Source organism: Bacillus sp. z14 (2026), from assembly GCF_058313575.1.
This window is the reverse complement of record NZ_JBZFQK010000004.1, coordinates 216,226-231,284: the sequence shown is the minus strand read 5'-3', so window position 1 is coordinate 231,284 and position 15,059 is coordinate 216,226. Positions and strand designations below refer to the sequence as shown.

Below are 15,059 nucleotides of genomic sequence, written 5' to 3'. Positions count from 1 at the left end.
CATAAACGAATACTAATAAATGAGAAGTTGTTACTTACATTTCAAAATTATTTTAAAACGAATCAGGCAGATGCTTGGTTCGTTTTTCAATGCATAAAAAGAAAGAAGCCATCAAGGAATCGATGACTTCCACTTATAGATATATTATTTATAACTATCTTTTCCTCTTAAATTGGGATCTCCACCCGTGGCTGGATTTATTGTTACTTTCACTTCGCGCTGTGCTCCCACTAATGGATCATCAGATCTTTCATACGTATCGCGAGCTGCATATTTCTTTTGTGATTCGGAGTCGACTAATATAAGAATCTTCCCCTTTTCTACATCAGTAGCATATTTATCAGCTGTATCTTTAGGAATACCCAATCCAACCAGCGCACCGGTCAATCCACCAGCTCCAGCGCCTGCTGCAATTCCTCCCAATGTTGTAGCAATCGGCCCTGCTGCAACAATTGGCCCAATACCAGGGATTATCAGTGCACCGACACCTGCCAATAATCCTGTTAATCCTCCTAAGATTCCACCTGTAGTTGCCCCAGCTGCAAGACCACTGTCAACATTTGTATTAGTCTTAGATGTGATTTTATCTGCCTTTTCTTTGTCCTTCACTACTACGGAAATATCTTCTTTTTGATACCCTTGCTTCTGTAATCTTTCCACTTCCCGTACAGCATCCTGACCATTATCATAAACACCAATTACTTTTTTATCCATTCCCATCATCCCCTCTCTAAAAGTTAATATATGGGTTCAATACCCGCTTAAGCACTTATTAATCCTTTTTCTTTCTAAGTCATTAGTTACTAAACGCTCAATAATGGGTAAGATATAGTTATGATAAGGGAATATTTCAAAGGAGGACTGTGCATGATCATCGTTTGGATTAGTTTAGCTATTATCGTTGGATCAATTGTATATCTCGGTATATATGCTTTTCGAACGTTCAAAGAATCAACACCTACAATTAATGAGATACAAGCAACTGTTACGCGAATACAACAACAAACGGATAGCATTAAACATGAAACAGATCGTTTAACAGGAAAGCAACAAGCAATCATGAGTGATGTTGAATATAAAAAAAGCGCCATTAATTATCCAATCAATCAGGCAAAGGGAATTCTCCCTTCTGCAAAAAGATTATGGAAAAGTACACCTGTGGCAAAACTAATCTCAAATAAATAAAAAAGCTCATATTAGATTGACCATGAAACGCATTTGAATTCCATCCGAATTTCAATGCGTTTTTTAATTATTTTTAGCATGAAGTAAAGCTTATCAGAAACGATAATGACTCCGAATTTCCAAGCTCGTAATTGAAGATACAAAATGAAAGGTGAAAAGTTTATTGCAAAAGGGGGACGATTTTATGATTTTGGGATTACACCATGCTCAGATAACCATTCCAAAAGGATATGAAGAAGAAGGAAAACATTTTTATTGTGGGATTCTCGGTCTGGTTGAAAAAGAAAAGCCTAATTCACTAAAGGGACGCGGCGGGTTTTGGGTATCCGTTGGAGATCAGGATGTACATGTAGGTACGGAAGATGGAATTGACCGATTAAAAACAAAGGCTCATTTAGCCTATCAAGTCGAGGATTTATCATATTGGGAACAGGTGTTACATGAACAAAACATTCAACTAATAAAGGGTATACCCATACCAGGCTTTGAACGATTTGAATTTAGAGATCCGTTTGGGAACAGGATAGAACTGATTCAAGAATTATGATGAGTTTTAATATACGAAAAGCTTAAAGTCAAGTCACTTAAGCTTTTCGTATCAAATGAATACGGCGAATTGGTTTTTAATAAACTGGCCTTATAAATGTTTAGTTGAATATCTCTAATAAATCTTTCAAGGAATAAATATGATAATCCGCTCTCTCCAGTTCACCATCCTCAGCATATCCAAAGTGACAAGCTATAGCTGGTATATGATGGGCTTTTGCCGCCTCAATGTCAGACGAACGATCTCCTATCATAAAAGCATCCGATTTATTTAAATGTTGAAAGTGCGCTAACAAAATATCCTTTTTCTTACGGCCGCCGACCCTTTCAATACACAAAGGCTCATAAAATAAATCTTTAATTTGCTGTGAATTTAGTATTTCATTTAAATATGCAGTTGAACAATTACTTGCTGTTGATAAAATATGCCCTCTTCTTTTTAGTTCAGTTAACACTTCTCTGGCATAGGGAAGCAGTACATTTTCAGTTTTTAAGCTTTCCAGTAATTCTTTCTCTGAACGCTCAGAAATCATTCTTACTTCCTGTTCGGTGGCATCAGGTGTTAAAAGCTCCCAAAACTCTTTATGAGGTAAACCAAACGCAGATTGAATCTTTTTAGGATTAGGGACCTTTAGGTGTGGATAATTCTTGATTTCCGCTTGAATAATAGGTATACTTAATCTCGTTGTCTCAACTAATGTACCATCGAGATCAAATAACAATACAGACAAAAAAATCCCTCCAATTTTTTTATTTTTATTTTTATTTATAAACAAAAAACATATGGAATTATTGCCAATTTTATTATATAATTCCTTTAACCTCTCAATTTATTCCAATTGCCAATTGCTAAGTTTATATTTTTCAAAAAACGGGAATAGTACATTCATCCTCTCAACAACATACCGTCCATTAGAAAAACATCACTTCACTTTTACTCTAAAACCTTGGAAAACCAATTTTAGATGAACAAAAATGATGCATTTAATGCGTCTATTAACTATTGATTAAACGAACAAAAGGAGTAGATTTATATGGTAAATGTTACAGTATTAATAGATTTCATGGGGAAAAACTATCAAACAAATGTCCTTGCACCAAGAGACACTGATGAATCAGAAATCAGACAGTTAGCCTATGAACAAGTCCGTAAGCAATGGACACCGGAAACTAAATAATTGACTCAATTATCCGAGCTACCGATTCCCGATTGGTAGCTTATTTTTTTGTTCTTTTTATATTTACCCATTTATTCTTTATCGGAATCAGCATTCACTTAAATACTCTAAGGCCAAAACCCCCCTTTTAACCCTCTCTTTCCCATCACTATATCAAAAAAATATAATATTCTATATAACTTCTATTTCATATCAAAAATTCATATAAAAACTTATTAAAAACGAGGGTTATCAGTTGAATTTTCATTATTTTAAATTTTATCATAATAGTATAATACTTTATTTATATAATATAAATAATTTTCAAGAAAGGAGACTATCATGAAGAAGAAATGGACTTTATTCAGTATGTCTTTTGCTGCTTTATTCGCACTGGCAGGTTGTAACCCTTTAATGGTACTGAATCCAAAAGGGCCACAAGCAAAAATTCAATCCGATACGATTATTTTTTCAATGATCGTGATGGCTGTTATTTTAGTGGTTGTTTATGCTCTTTTTATCTATATGATTGTGAAATATCGAGCATCCAAACAGCCAGTAGACTATGTACCACCATATGAAAAAGGAAATAAGTGGCTTGAAATTATATGGACTGCCATTCCTATCGTTATAGTAGTCGTACTTTCAGTTGTTACGGTCATCACCACTTTTAAGGTAGAAAGTACACCAGCTGGATATGAAGACGAAGAACCTTTGGTGATTTATGCATCTTCTTCCAACTGGAAATGGCATTTCAGCTATCCCGAGGAAGGAATCGAAACAGTCAATTATGTCAACATTCCAACCGATCGGGAGATTGAATTTCGCTTATATTCTTTTGGACCAATCACTAGCTTTTGGGTTCCCCAGCTGGCAGGTCAAAAATACGCAATGAGCGATATGGTAACTACATTACGAATCGTTGCAGACGAACCAGGTTCCTATTTTGGAAGAAACGCCAACTTTAGTGGAGAAGGCTTTGCACAAATGGAGTTCGAAACATTAGCCATGTCTCCAGAAGAATTTGATAGCTGGGTAGATGAGGTCCAAAAAACTGCCGAACCTTTAACTGAGAAGGAATTTAACAAACTGCTTGATATGGAAGTAATGGGCAGAGCCACCTACTCTTCCACACACCTTGATTTCAGTCCGGCTCCTGTATGGCCATTCCATGAAAGCAATGATGATGCTACAGATGGAACAGATACAGAAACGAACGAACATAATCATGAATAAATCAAGAAAGGGGATTAGACCATGAAATGGGATGAATTCTTTGTTACAGGCGATCCGCTTATCTATGGTGCTATGGTTAGCATTGTTGTTGCCATGTTGGCAATCATTATCTATCTGACCTATACCAAAAGATATGGATGGCTGTGGCGTGAATGGTTAACTACAGTAGACCACAAACGTATTGGGATCATGTATATCCTTGCTGCGTTCCTTATGTTATTTCGCGGTGGCGTTGACGCATTAATGCTGCGTTTGCAGCTTGCAACTCCAAATATGACATTCCTGGAGTCACAGCATTACAATGAAGTTTTCTCTACTCACGGAGTTATTATGATTCTTTTTATGGCTATGCCATTTGTATTGGGAGTCATGAATATCGTTGTTCCTTTACAAATTGGAGCTCGTGACGTTGCCTTTCCGGCACTCAACGCTATCAGCTTTTGGTTATTCTTTGTCGGAGCTATGCTTTACAATCTATCGTTTGTTATTGGCGGATCTCCAGATGCAGGTTGGAGTGCCTACTTCCCTTTGGCAAGTAATGAATTCAGTCCGACTGTCGGACACAATTATTATGCAATTGCTCTTCAATTATCCGGTCTTGGTACATTGATGACGGGCATTAATTTTATCGTAACCATTATCAAAATGAGAGCTCCGGGTATGTCTATTTGGAAAATGCCAATGTTCACTTGGTCTGCATTAATCACATGTATCATTATTTTGTTTGCGTTCCCGACATTTACTGTGTCACTTGCACAAATGATGTTTGACCGACTTTTTGGAACACAATTTTTCTCAACCACCAATGGCGGTATGGATATGCTTTGGGCAAACAACTTTTGGATTTGGGGACATCCTGAAGTATACATTGTTATATTGCCAGCTTTCGGTATTTTCAGCGATGTCATTTCTACTTTCGCACGTAAAAATCTATACGGCTATAAATCAATGGTCTACAGTATGATTGCCATCTCATTGCTATCATTCCTTGTATGGACCCATCACTTCTATACAATGGGCCACAATGCAACGGTTAATAGCATATTTGCGATTGCTACGATGGCTATTTCTGTACCAACCGGTATTAAGATTTTCAACTGGCTGTTTACTCTACGAAAAGGGAAAATTGTATTCCCTACAGCCATGCTATTCTCGCTGGCTTTTATACCGATTTTTACAATCGGTGGTGTAACGGGCGTTATGCTCGCAATGTCAAGTGCGGATTACCAGTACCATAATACAATGTTCCTAGTCGCCCATTTCCATTATGTATTAATTCCGGGTACTGTCTTTGGAATGGTTGCAGGTACTTATTATTGGTTCCCGAAAGTTTTCGGTTTCCGCTTAAATGAAAAAATCGGAAAAATTAGTTTTTGGCTGATTGCGATATTCTTTAATGTAACATTCCTGCCTCTATTCTATTTAGGTCTGGATGGTATGGCGCGCCGGATGTATACCTATTCTGAAGCGACAGGCTATGGCCCACTGAATCTCACTGCAAGTATTGGAGCCGTAGGGTTAGCAATCGGCTTTGGATTAATTATCTATAATATCATCTATAGTGCATTCAAAAGTCCTCGTGACAAACATGCGGATCCATGGGATGCACGTACATTGGAATGGTCAATTCCAAGTCCGGCACCATTCTATAATTTTGCGGTTATGCCAAACGTTAAGGACGTCGACCCTTTATGGTATTCCAAAATTAATAATGAACCGCTTTACGAAGATGAAATAAAGCCTATTCACATGCCAAGCAATACAGGAAAACCAGCCATTATGGGTATATTCTTCTTTCTCTCTGGTTTTTGCCTAGTATTCAGTTGGTGGATTCCAGCTATTATATTTGGGATTGGTGTATTTATCACAATGGCTGCTAAATCCTTTGAACGAGATCCTGGCTATTATATTTCTGTAGAGGAAATAGAAGGAACTGAAAAAGTACTGCGAGGTGAAAAACTATGAAGATAGACTCTTCCCTTCCACTGGAATACAGTACAGAACAAAATCAATTAAGAATCTTTGGTTTCTGGTTATTCCTTGGAGCTGAGATTGCATTGTTTTCTATGTTATTCGCAACCTATTATACACTCTTTAATGGTACGGGCGATGGTCCTACAGCAAAAGAAATTTTTGAAATTAAAGGCGTCATTATTGAAACGATTGTCCTTTTAACAAGTAGCTTTACTTGCGGGCTAGCTATTCATAGTATGAGACTTAATTTGAAAAAACCGATGATTACATTTTTTATTATTACCATGCTGCTTGGTCTTGTCTTCCTAGGTGTAGAGATTTTTGAATTTATGACCTATATCGAAGAAGGCGCAACCATGCAAACAAGCGGATTTTTATCAAGCTTATTCATGCTGCTCGGTACGCATGGAGCCCACGTAACATTCGGGTTATTCTGGGGATTATGTATACTAATTCAAGTCATACGAGAAGGATTTACGGCAGAAACAGCCAATAAATCTTTTATCTATTCCCTATACTGGCATTTCCTTGACGTAATCTGGATTCTCATCTTTAGCTTCGTTTATTTGAAGGAGTTGATATAGGATGATAAAACAACTATTTCCACTTAAACATGTTTTGGGTTATGTCATATCATTAATTCTAACCATCATTGCGCTATCCGTAGCCTTTTATGATATTTCCTTTACGGCCGGAATGGTGATTCTATCCATAACCGCCATTATTCAAACAGCTGTACAACTCTTTTTATTCATGCATGTTAATGAATCTAAAGAAAAGAGAACAATCTATCTAAACATTATCTATGCTCTATTCGTCGCACACGCAGTCATCTTCGGAACCATCCTAACCATGATCTGGGGCCACGCCCACTAAAAAGCTGAAGGGCCTTGGTCAGGAGTGAGGAGCATAAGACAGAGGCTCGTAGGGGACGTTCCTCCCCCGCAGAGGCTATGCTTATGTCCCGAACTCCTAGGCCCTGAAGCTAGATTGATTAAAAAGGCTGAGACGACTGGTCAGGCCCGACAAGCATAAGGAAAGGCACGCAGGGAGGCGCCCTAACCTCCCGCAGTGGCTATCCTTATGACTCGAGGGACTAGGAGTTAAAGCTGGATTAACTAAAAGGCTGAAGGGCTCGATTAATGAACGAAGACTAAAATCGCCACGTCATGTGGCAACGTCTTCATGACCAACATCCTGTTGGCCCGTGAGGAGCATAAGACAGGGGCACGTAGGGAGGCGCTTTTTCCTCCCGAAGTGGTCATGCTTATGTCCTGAGCTTCTAGCCGTTGAAGCTGGATTGACTAAAAGGCTGAGGCGACTGTATTAAGGAACAAAGACTAAAGACGCCACGTCGTGTGGCAACGTCTTTGTGACCAACATCCTGTTGGCCTCAAGAAAAACCTGTGTTGTACAGCCAACACAGGTTTTTTTATTATTGATAAATCGTTTAAAATATCTTCTTCTTTTCCCTATCATCTGTAATAATTTGTACTGCCTCACGGAATCGCTGAGAATGAACGATTTCTCTTTCTCTTAAAAATCGTAAGCCATCATTTAAATCTGGATCATCTGACATATTGATAATCCATTGGTAGGTAGCCCTTGCTTTTTCCTCAGCGGCAATATCTTCATATAAATCTGCGATAGGATCTCCCTTTGTCTGAATGTATGCAGTTGTAAATGGTACACCTGCTGCATTATGGTAAAAAAGAGCAGAATCATGATCAACATAGTGGTCTGCCAAACCAGCGTCTCTCATCTGCTCTGGAGTAGCATCTTTTGTGAGTTTATATATCATCGTGGCAATCATTTCCAAATGCGCGAATTCTTCTGTGCCTATGTCATTTAGCAAGCCTACCACTTTATCAGGAATGGTATATCGTTGATTCAGGTATCTAAGAGCGGCTGCTAACTCTCCATCTGCCCCTCCATACTGTTCAATTAAATATTTGGCTAAAGTCGGGTTACAGGTACTGACTCTAACAGGGTATTGCAATTTCTTTTCATAAAACCACATTCTTTAATCACCTCATCTTTTATATTTGCCAAGGCCACGGAGTAGTTCCCCAACTCCAATTGGCATCTGTATAACTATTACCAAATTGTTGAAGTGGGCCGAATTTCTTTTCGAACTGCTGTTTAAGCTGCCTGCTCTGATGAGAGAATTCGTTAAATTGCTGCATGGCTTCTAAATCATTGGGATGAGTATCTAAATAAAGGGTTAGCTCCACTAAAGCAAAGTCGATTGCCTGAATTTCCTCTAATAGCTGATAATATTCATCAGGTAATTGGGGCTTCACTGAGAATCCCTCCTTTTATGTTCATAGGGGTTTTCATAAAAGTCATAAAATACAGGCCAGAGTGTGCCCTTGAATAAAGCCTCCTTTGGTGAAAATTGAGGCAAATTAGGCGGTTGAAATCCGAGAAATAGATTAGGAGGAGTAGAATAATACTTCTTACCAATTGGTCTGCACGGATCAAATCGACTGTGAAAAGGTGTATAAGATTTCATGTGCGATTTTTCAGGCCGATTTTGCTCAGTCATAGCTACACCATCCTTTTTAAAATTCATTTTCCTTTCAGGCTATGAGCATACAAACTGATTTAGTACATTTAATTGTTTAACAGAGTTTTCAGTATCCAAAAAAAATCAACAATTTAATTCTTTCAAATAATATTTCAGAATATCAGGTAGTGGGTAAAAAATGGAGGTTTCCAAAAAGAGCAGAACTACAGAATTTTTTCTTGGTTTACTTGATGGTATTTTGGGGATTTTCGCAGCTGGTATAGCATTATTTGTTGGGGTTTAGATTCTGTACTCAATAAAACAGGTGAAGTACAACCATCAATCTTGGATGGTTAACCGTTCTATTCTTGCGATCATTGGATTAGTTGTTGTCAAAAGCAACCCTAAATTAGGAGGCTCCTTTATGCTTATTGCGGCTATTGGTGGATTTATTTGCACTTCGGCTTTCTATATACTTCCGGGAATCCTTTTACTGATAGCAGGATTAATGGGTTTATTGAAAAAAACAAAAAATTAACACCGGTGACATAATTATTTTTGAATAGAATCCTATCCATTGGCGATAAGTCCTTTTTTCTATTCATTCTTTAATTGCAGACTTTAATTTATCATTTTTAATAGTGTAATAACCTAACCATTTACCCCCTAGTTTCAACTATTTGTATTTTAAGTAAAAGTGACATACCATAATTAATATAAGATTTAGTATTTTAGAAGATGGGTGAAAGAAAGTATGTCAATACTTGTGGTAGATGATAATAAAGTGAATTTATTTGTAATTGAGACCATCTTAAAGCAGGCAGGATACAGGTCTATTAAGCTGGCTAAATCAGCAAATGAAATGATTCATATTTTAGAAGAAGATTTAAGTAAAAATCACGGCAGAAGCTCCTTTAATTTAATTCTTTTGGATATTATGATGCCAGAAATTGATGGAATCGAAGCCTGCAGGCGAATCACTGCAACGGAGGAATATAAAGATATACCTGTTATTTTTGTGACCGCATTAGGTGATACCCATAAACTCGCGGAAGCACTGGATGCCGGTGGATCAGATTATCTAATGAAGCCTATTAATAAGGTAGAGCTATTGGCTCGGATACGTGCTGCTCTCCGTTTAAAAGAGGAGAAAGATTGGCATAAAAATCAGGATGAAAAAATAAGCTATGAGCTTGATCTCGCTACAAAGGTGCAGAGAAGCTTGTTAAGTGAGCCCATATTAAATAATCAAATCAAAATAACGAGGTCCTATAAGCCATCCTCTAATCTCGCAGGTGATATGTATTATTGGCAGCAGATTGATCAGGATCGCTATGCCATATTTATGTTTGATATGATGGGGCATGGCATACCTGCATCATTAGTATGTATGTATATCTCCTCTATCCTTCGTGAAGCGGTACGGAATGTGGTTAATCCTGAAAAAGTCATTCTCGAATTGAATCGCTGTATGACTTTACTGGAGGAAAAAACAAAGTTAACATCCTACTACTTAACAGGTATTTATTTATTGGTAGATACGAAATCAAAGACGATTGAATATGTCAATGCCGGCCATCCACCGGGCTACCTTTATATCGATGGGAAAGACTTAATTGAAATGGGACAGCGAAATACAGCAATTGGATTTTTCGAGGAAATGCATATAAATAAAATAACTATTCCTTATACTGATAGTTTTCAGGCTTTAATATATACTGACGGTGTGGCGGAGGCTATTGATAATGATGAAACTAAAGCCTTGGCACATTTGCGAGAAATAGGAAAGTATCAATGGTCAGAAAAAGAAGCAGTGGCTCCTTTAAATGTTATCCTTCCTGAGGAGAAACAGGCAAATCAGCATGATGATATGTGTGTCATCCTTGTAAGGGGATAAAAATCAACTTTTCTAAAAAGATAAAGAACAGATTCTAATGGAGTCTGTTCTTTATCTTTTTGTTTGATATAAGCATTCTCATCTGACAAAAGATCAAAATGTCCTCTTTTTGGATTGATGACAAGACCATATACAGGAATTGTTATTGCTTAATTGATGATTACGGACAACATCAACCTTTTTACACACTTGTTTTTAAATCACCAAGCTTTGAAGCCAACTATTAATGTCAATCGATAAATATATCAAGTGCTTCATCCGAAAATACCCCGTAAGAGAGAGGTAAAGAGTAGTAAATAAGCAGATATAGTATTTAGGGGAGATTAATATGTTAATGGTAAATAAAAATATAAAGGGCAAAGATTATAAGCAATAAATAGATTTACTCTCATTGATAATTTGGTAACCGACATTGAAGAACATATAATCGAAAAAAGAATACAAAAAGAATGAGAAATCACAAGACTTTCTGAAGATACAGCATACGTTTTTTATTTTAAAATGAATAATGCTACAAGACAATTTTTGAAAGAACGTTGTAATTCCCTTTTTGATTGGATTGGTCCTGAGCTACCAGAAGACTTTATGTTTTACCATAATGATAAATGTATATTAGCTGTATGCTCCCACGAAGAATACTTTACGGTGGAAAAAACCGTTTGGAAAAGTTTCTTATCGAACTAAAGGCAATAGCAGAAGATCACGGCTGTCAAAATAAAAGGATTTTTATATGCTGCTATATAGATAAAAAGGGGACCTTAAACCCGACTGACACTAAAAAACCTGTGTCAGAACAGTTTGAAGATCTCCTTTTCCTTTTATAAATCCTATTATGAATATAATTTTTTCCTATAAAGCCGCTGATTAATATCTAGTTCCATATACGTATCAGCCAACTCCATGATCTTTAGGGATTCTTTGTTACCAAGCCCCAAAAAGCCGCCAGGACTTAAACTTTCATCAAATAGTTGGAATACTTTCGCCTGCAATTCCAATGTGAAGTATATGATGACATTTCTGCAAATAATCACATGGAATTCATTAAATGATCCATCCGTCACTAAATTATGCTGGGCAAAAACTATATTTCTTGATAGGGATGGACGAAAATATGCATATTGCATATCGGTCTTATAATATTTAGAAAAAGCATCCAATCCGCCAGCCTGCAAATAATTCTTCGTATAAGATTGCATTCTTTTTAAGGGAAATGCCCCTTGGCGAGCTTTTTCAATAACTTTTTCATTCATATCCGTCGCATAAATCTTTGTTTTATCAGCCAATCCCTCTTCTTCCAACAGGATTGCCATCGAATATACTTCCTCACCGGTCGAACATCCCGCATGCCATATCCGTATTTCTGGGAGGTCCTTCAATCTAGGAACAATCTTCTTGCGAAAAGCATAAAAGAAATCTGGATCTCTAAACATGTCTGTAACATTAATCGAAAAGTCACTCAGAAGATTATTTACATACCCTTCTTCATGAATCACTCGTACTAGAAGCTCGGAAACAGTTGTCAGGTGATCCTTATTCAGTCGATTTTTTATGCGGCGAGCAATTGATGAACGCATATAACCACGGAAATCGTACCCTGTCATCCGGTAGATTGCCTCTAGCAATAAATCAATTTCTAAATTCTCGCGTTCTTCTATAGATGATGGATAACCCAACACTATGCAGCTCCCTTCTTCCTATTTCGTTAACCAAACAGACATCACTGAATATAGCTGTTCTAAATTGATTGGTTTGCTGATATAGTCTGTTGCACCAGCTTCCAAACATTTTTCTCGATCTCCCTTCATTGCTTTAGCTGTTAATGCAATGATAGGAATCGATGTAAATTCAGGATTTGCACGTATATGTCTCATCGTATCATAACCGTCGAGTTCAGGCATCATAATGTCCATAAGAATCATATCTAAATCATCTTGCTCCTTAATGATTTCAAGACATTCGATTCCATTTTGGGCAACAATGATTTGAACACCTTTACTTTCCAGGGCTTTTTGTAGAGCAAATATATTACGATGGTCATCATCCGTGATTAATACCTTTTTCCCATTAAAGACATCCAAAATTAATAATTCTTCTTCCTCAGGATCTATTACTTCTTTTTGAACAGCAATTTGCTCCATTACATCATTTGCAATTGGCAAATGAATAATGTCATCGTTCACTTTACTGTTCTTATTAGTCATTCCATCCGGCAGATTCGGCAAGTACACAGTAAATGTACTTCCCTTGCCCTCTTCACTTTCTAGAGTTACATATCCGCCAAGTAACTTTGTAAATTCTCGGCAAATCGATAATCCTAATCCAGTTCCGCCATACTTACGGGCTGTTGCTCCATCTGCTTGCTGGAAGGCCTCAAAAATAATTTGTTGTTTATCATCTGCAATACCAGGACCTGTATCGGTTACAACAATTTTCATCCAGAAGTCGGTTTCCGTAATACCATCAAGAAGTTCTTTCTCTCGAGTATTTCTCACTTTTTCCATCTTCATAGTAACCGAACCTTTTTCCGTAAACTTCACAGCGTTGGATAATAAATTCTTTAGTATTTGTTGCATTCTTTGTTCATCCGTATAAAAAATGGAAGGCAGGTCATCTTCTTTTCCAATAACCAGTTCCAGACCTTTTTGTTCTGCCTGAGGAGAAAAGACTCGTTCTAAGCTCTCAATAACCTCACAAACATTGGTTTCATTAAAGAAGACTTCCAGCTTACCAGCCTCAATTTTAGATAAATCCAAAATATCATTAATGAGTGCCATTAAATCATTACCTGATGTATGGATCACTTTTGCAAATTCTCTTTCATCCTCTGTATATTCACCAGGCTCTTTATCGACCAGCATTTCAGATAATATTAAAATACTATTCAGAGGCGTTCTCAATTCATGAGACATATTCGCAAGAAACTCAGATTTGTATTTTGAACTTTGAAGGAGCTGTTCATTTTTAACCTCAAGCTCCTCTTTAGAAATCTCAAGTTCCCTCGATTTCTGCTCTGCTTCCTGATTGCGTTCTTCTAATTGTTCATTAATCATACGTAATTCTTCTGATTGCATCTGAAGTTCTTCAGATTGTGTTTGTAATTCTTCTGCCTGAACCTGTAATTCTTCTGTCATCGCCTGTGATTCATTTAGTAATTGTTCCACTTCCATCCGGCTCAGTACACTCTTAATAGCCATACCAAGATTATCAAGCATATGATTAATCGTTTTTAATTCTAAATCAGTAAAGCCTTTAATACTTGCAAATTCCAAAACAGCAATAACTTTATTCTCGTATAATACTGGAGCAATGACAATAGATTTCGGTTTAATTTCTCCAAGCCCTGTTGTAATAAGTTTATAATCTCCCGGAACATCATCAAGTAATACAACTTCTTTATTAGCAACCGCCTGGCCGATTACGCCTTCTCCAAAACTAAATCCATCACGTCCTCCGTCACCATAAGAGGCAGCCTTATAAAAATGGTCATCCTCAGTTTCACTTTTTAAATAAAAAGCACCCAGTTCTGCTCCCATGATTGGAGTAATTTTATTAATGAATTCATCTGCAAGCTGTCCAACTTTAAAGATACCCTGATACATCTCCGCAACTTCGGCAACTTGTGTTTGCACCCAGCTTTGATTCTCAATTTCCCGAGTATATTCTTTTTCGTTTCTACTAAATGTCTCCAATGAAGCTGACATCCTATTAAAAGCAGATGCAATTCGGCCAATTTCATCCTCTACTTTTACTTCAATCCTCGGCATAGTCGTGGTATCACTTAGGTCGACATTAGTGATCACCTTTGTAATTCTATTTAATTCCCGCGAAGAGGTCATGATTACCCAATAAGCCAAAAATAACGTTAGAACAATTGTAACAATTAGAGAACTGATAATAATCGTCTGCATTTGTTCATATTTACCGTCGGCACGCACCAGTGCGTCATCCATAAGGTTTTCTTGAAAATCAACGAAATTTGCAATGACAGCAAGTACATTATCACTTGCTTTATCTTTTTCTGCCCTTACGACATCATAGTTTGATACCCCTTTTTGCATATCAGTGATTAATTGTGTTTCTAGCTTTGTATAGTTCTCATATGATGCACGGAATTCCGCCAACAAGGCCTCGCCTTTTTCCGTATTAGCAATGCTTTCTAATTTTCTAAAACGGTCTTCGATATATATATGATTTTGATCTATTGTTTCAGAGGCTGCGCTCAATTCTTCTTTACTTGGAGTACGCGAATCCTGTCCCAATAAATTAAGAGTACGCTCCGATTCCGCAAAATTTCTTTGAATATCATTAATATAACTAACCTTTTGGTAGCGATCATCCACTATTTCAAGTAAATCTTCTCTAGAGCTGCTCAATCTACCGTCAATTATGACCATCAATATAATTATAATCACTAGTATTGAGCCAAAACCCACTAAATTTTTTTGCTTAAATGTCATGTGTGTACCCCTCCCCCTGTTCCAAACTCTCTACTATCTATTAATAAGGAGTATGATTAGAATGTTTTAAAAAACATACCAATATTATACTGCATTAC

Annotated in this window: 15 protein-coding genes and 1 pseudogene; 9 read left to right on the top strand and 7 right to left on the bottom strand. The window is 37.1% G+C overall.

The window, feature by feature from the left end:
* Positions 1 to 144: 144 nt before the first annotated feature.
* Positions 145 to 714, bottom strand: coding sequence for a general stress protein (locus AC4G3O_RS15080; RefSeq protein WP_225983649.1), 570 nt, complete (start codon positions 712 to 714; stop codon positions 145 to 147).
* A gap of 153 nt (positions 715 to 867) precedes the next feature.
* Between AC4G3O_RS15080 and AC4G3O_RS15075 the strand changes: the two genes are divergently transcribed.
* Positions 868 to 1,185, top strand: a complete 318-nt coding sequence (locus AC4G3O_RS15075; RefSeq protein ID WP_066107955.1) for a DUF948 domain-containing protein — start codon at positions 868 to 870, stop codon at positions 1,183 to 1,185.
* A gap of 184 nt (positions 1,186 to 1,369) precedes the next feature.
* A complete protein-coding gene (locus tag AC4G3O_RS15070) occupies positions 1,370 to 1,732 on the top strand; it encodes a VOC family protein (RefSeq protein ID WP_148631062.1) in 363 nt (120 codons plus the stop codon).
* 100 nt (positions 1,733 to 1,832) lie between these two features.
* Here AC4G3O_RS15070 and AC4G3O_RS15065 read toward each other — a convergent pair whose 3' ends face one another.
* Complete coding sequence (locus AC4G3O_RS15065) at positions 1,833 to 2,462, bottom strand: HAD family hydrolase (RefSeq protein ID WP_491136423.1); 630 nt, start codon at positions 2,460 to 2,462, stop codon at positions 1,833 to 1,835.
* A gap of 303 nt (positions 2,463 to 2,765) precedes the next feature.
* Between AC4G3O_RS15065 and AC4G3O_RS15060 the strand changes: the two genes are divergently transcribed.
* The 5 genes from AC4G3O_RS15060 to qoxD all read left to right on the top strand — a co-directional run bounded on the left by AC4G3O_RS15060 (position 2,766) and on the right by qoxD (position 6,974).
* Positions 2,766 to 2,909 (top strand): BA3454 family stress response protein, encoded by a 144-nt coding sequence (locus AC4G3O_RS15060; protein ID WP_066107964.1) that lies wholly within the window; start codon positions 2,766 to 2,768, stop codon positions 2,907 to 2,909.
* A gap of 321 nt (positions 2,910 to 3,230) precedes the next feature.
* Positions 3,231 to 4,124 carry a cytochrome aa3 quinol oxidase subunit II gene (qoxA, locus tag AC4G3O_RS15055; RefSeq protein ID WP_491136422.1) on the top strand — a complete coding sequence of 298 codons (894 nt, stop codon included), beginning with the start codon at positions 3,231 to 3,233 and terminating at the stop codon, positions 4,122 to 4,124.
* Positions 4,125 to 4,145: 21 nt separating this feature from the next.
* Positions 4,146 to 6,089, top strand: coding sequence for a cytochrome aa3 quinol oxidase subunit I (qoxB, locus tag AC4G3O_RS15050; protein ID WP_491136421.1), 1,944 nt, complete (start codon positions 4,146 to 4,148; stop codon positions 6,087 to 6,089).
* The gene (qoxC, locus tag AC4G3O_RS15045; RefSeq protein WP_139892674.1) at positions 6,086 to 6,682 is read left to right on the top strand and encodes a cytochrome aa3 quinol oxidase subunit III; all 597 of its coding nucleotides are present in this window, start codon (positions 6,086 to 6,088) and stop codon (positions 6,680 to 6,682) included. The genes qoxB and qoxC overlap by 4 nt, the downstream gene beginning before the upstream one ends.
* A gap of 4 nt (positions 6,683 to 6,686) precedes the next feature.
* Entirely contained in the window at positions 6,687 to 6,974 is a 288-nt protein-coding gene (qoxD, locus tag AC4G3O_RS15040; protein WP_066108542.1) for a cytochrome aa3 quinol oxidase subunit IV, read from the top strand.
* Between the two features lie 574 nt (positions 6,975 to 7,548).
* Here qoxD and AC4G3O_RS15035 read toward each other — a convergent pair.
* The 3 genes from AC4G3O_RS15035 to AC4G3O_RS15025 are packed head-to-tail and all read right to left on the bottom strand — an operon-like array spanning position 7,549 to position 8,646.
* Entirely contained in the window at positions 7,549 to 8,118 is a 570-nt protein-coding gene (locus AC4G3O_RS15035) for a manganese catalase family protein (RefSeq protein WP_066107973.1), read from the bottom strand.
* A gap of 19 nt (positions 8,119 to 8,137) precedes the next feature.
* Positions 8,138 to 8,401 carry a spore coat protein CotJB gene (locus AC4G3O_RS15030; protein ID WP_066107978.1) on the bottom strand — a complete coding sequence of 88 codons (264 nt, stop codon included), beginning with the start codon at positions 8,399 to 8,401 and terminating at the stop codon, positions 8,138 to 8,140.
* Positions 8,398 to 8,646, bottom strand: coding sequence for a spore coat associated protein CotJA (locus AC4G3O_RS15025; RefSeq protein ID WP_066107980.1), 249 nt, complete (start codon positions 8,644 to 8,646; stop codon positions 8,398 to 8,400). The genes AC4G3O_RS15030 and AC4G3O_RS15025 overlap by 4 nt, the downstream gene beginning before the upstream one ends.
* Positions 8,647 to 8,806: 160 nt before the next feature.
* On the opposite strand from AC4G3O_RS15025, the pseudogene AC4G3O_RS15020 reads away from it, so the two are divergent.
* Positions 8,807 to 9,145 (top strand): annotated as a pseudogene (locus tag AC4G3O_RS15020) (DUF4064 domain-containing protein).
* A 216-nt stretch (positions 9,146 to 9,361) separates the two neighbouring features.
* Positions 9,362 to 10,504: a SpoIIE family protein phosphatase gene (locus AC4G3O_RS15015; protein ID WP_491136420.1), complete on the top strand. Its 1,143-nt coding sequence runs from the start codon at positions 9,362 to 9,364 to the stop codon at positions 10,502 to 10,504.
* 830 nt (positions 10,505 to 11,334) lie between these two features.
* Here AC4G3O_RS15015 and AC4G3O_RS15010 read toward each other — a convergent pair.
* A complete protein-coding gene (locus tag AC4G3O_RS15010) occupies positions 11,335 to 12,177 on the bottom strand; it encodes a CheR family methyltransferase (RefSeq protein ID WP_257469175.1) in 843 nt (280 codons plus the stop codon).
* Between the two features lie 21 nt (positions 12,178 to 12,198).
* Positions 12,199 to 14,961 carry an ATP-binding protein gene (locus AC4G3O_RS15005; protein ID WP_148631071.1) on the bottom strand — a complete coding sequence of 921 codons (2,763 nt, stop codon included), beginning with the start codon at positions 14,959 to 14,961 and terminating at the stop codon, positions 12,199 to 12,201.
* Positions 14,962 to 15,059: the final 98 nt, after the last annotated feature.

Bases quoted from the DNA above. Each gene is read 5' to 3' on its own strand.
- AC4G3O_RS15080 (WP_225983649.1), bottom strand. From the start codon at position 714: ATGGATAAAAAAGTAATTGGTGTTTATGATAATGGTCAGGATGCTGTA.
- qoxC (WP_139892674.1), top strand. From the start codon at position 6,086: ATGAAGATAGACTCTTCCCTTCCACTGGAATACAGTACAGAACAAAAT.
- AC4G3O_RS15060 (WP_066107964.1), top strand. From the start codon at position 2,766: ATGGTAAATGTTACAGTATTAATAGATTTCATGGGGAAAAACTATCAA.
- AC4G3O_RS15035 (WP_066107973.1), bottom strand. From the start codon at position 8,118: ATGTGGTTTTATGAAAAGAAATTGCAATACCCTGTTAGAGTCAGTACC.
- AC4G3O_RS15005 (WP_148631071.1), bottom strand. From the start codon at position 14,961: ATGACATTTAAGCAAAAAAATTTAGTGGGTTTTGGCTCAATACTAGTG.
- AC4G3O_RS15075 (WP_066107955.1), top strand. From the start codon at position 868: ATGATCATCGTTTGGATTAGTTTAGCTATTATCGTTGGATCAATTGTA.
- qoxA (WP_491136422.1), top strand. From the start codon at position 3,231: ATGAAGAAGAAATGGACTTTATTCAGTATGTCTTTTGCTGCTTTATTC.
- qoxB (WP_491136421.1), top strand. From the start codon at position 4,146: ATGAAATGGGATGAATTCTTTGTTACAGGCGATCCGCTTATCTATGGT.
- AC4G3O_RS15015 (WP_491136420.1), top strand. From the start codon at position 9,362: ATGTCAATACTTGTGGTAGATGATAATAAAGTGAATTTATTTGTAATT.
- AC4G3O_RS15070 (WP_148631062.1), top strand. From the start codon at position 1,370: ATGATTTTGGGATTACACCATGCTCAGATAACCATTCCAAAAGGATAT.
- AC4G3O_RS15025 (WP_066107980.1), bottom strand. From the start codon at position 8,646: ATGACTGAGCAAAATCGGCCTGAAAAATCGCACATGAAATCTTATACA.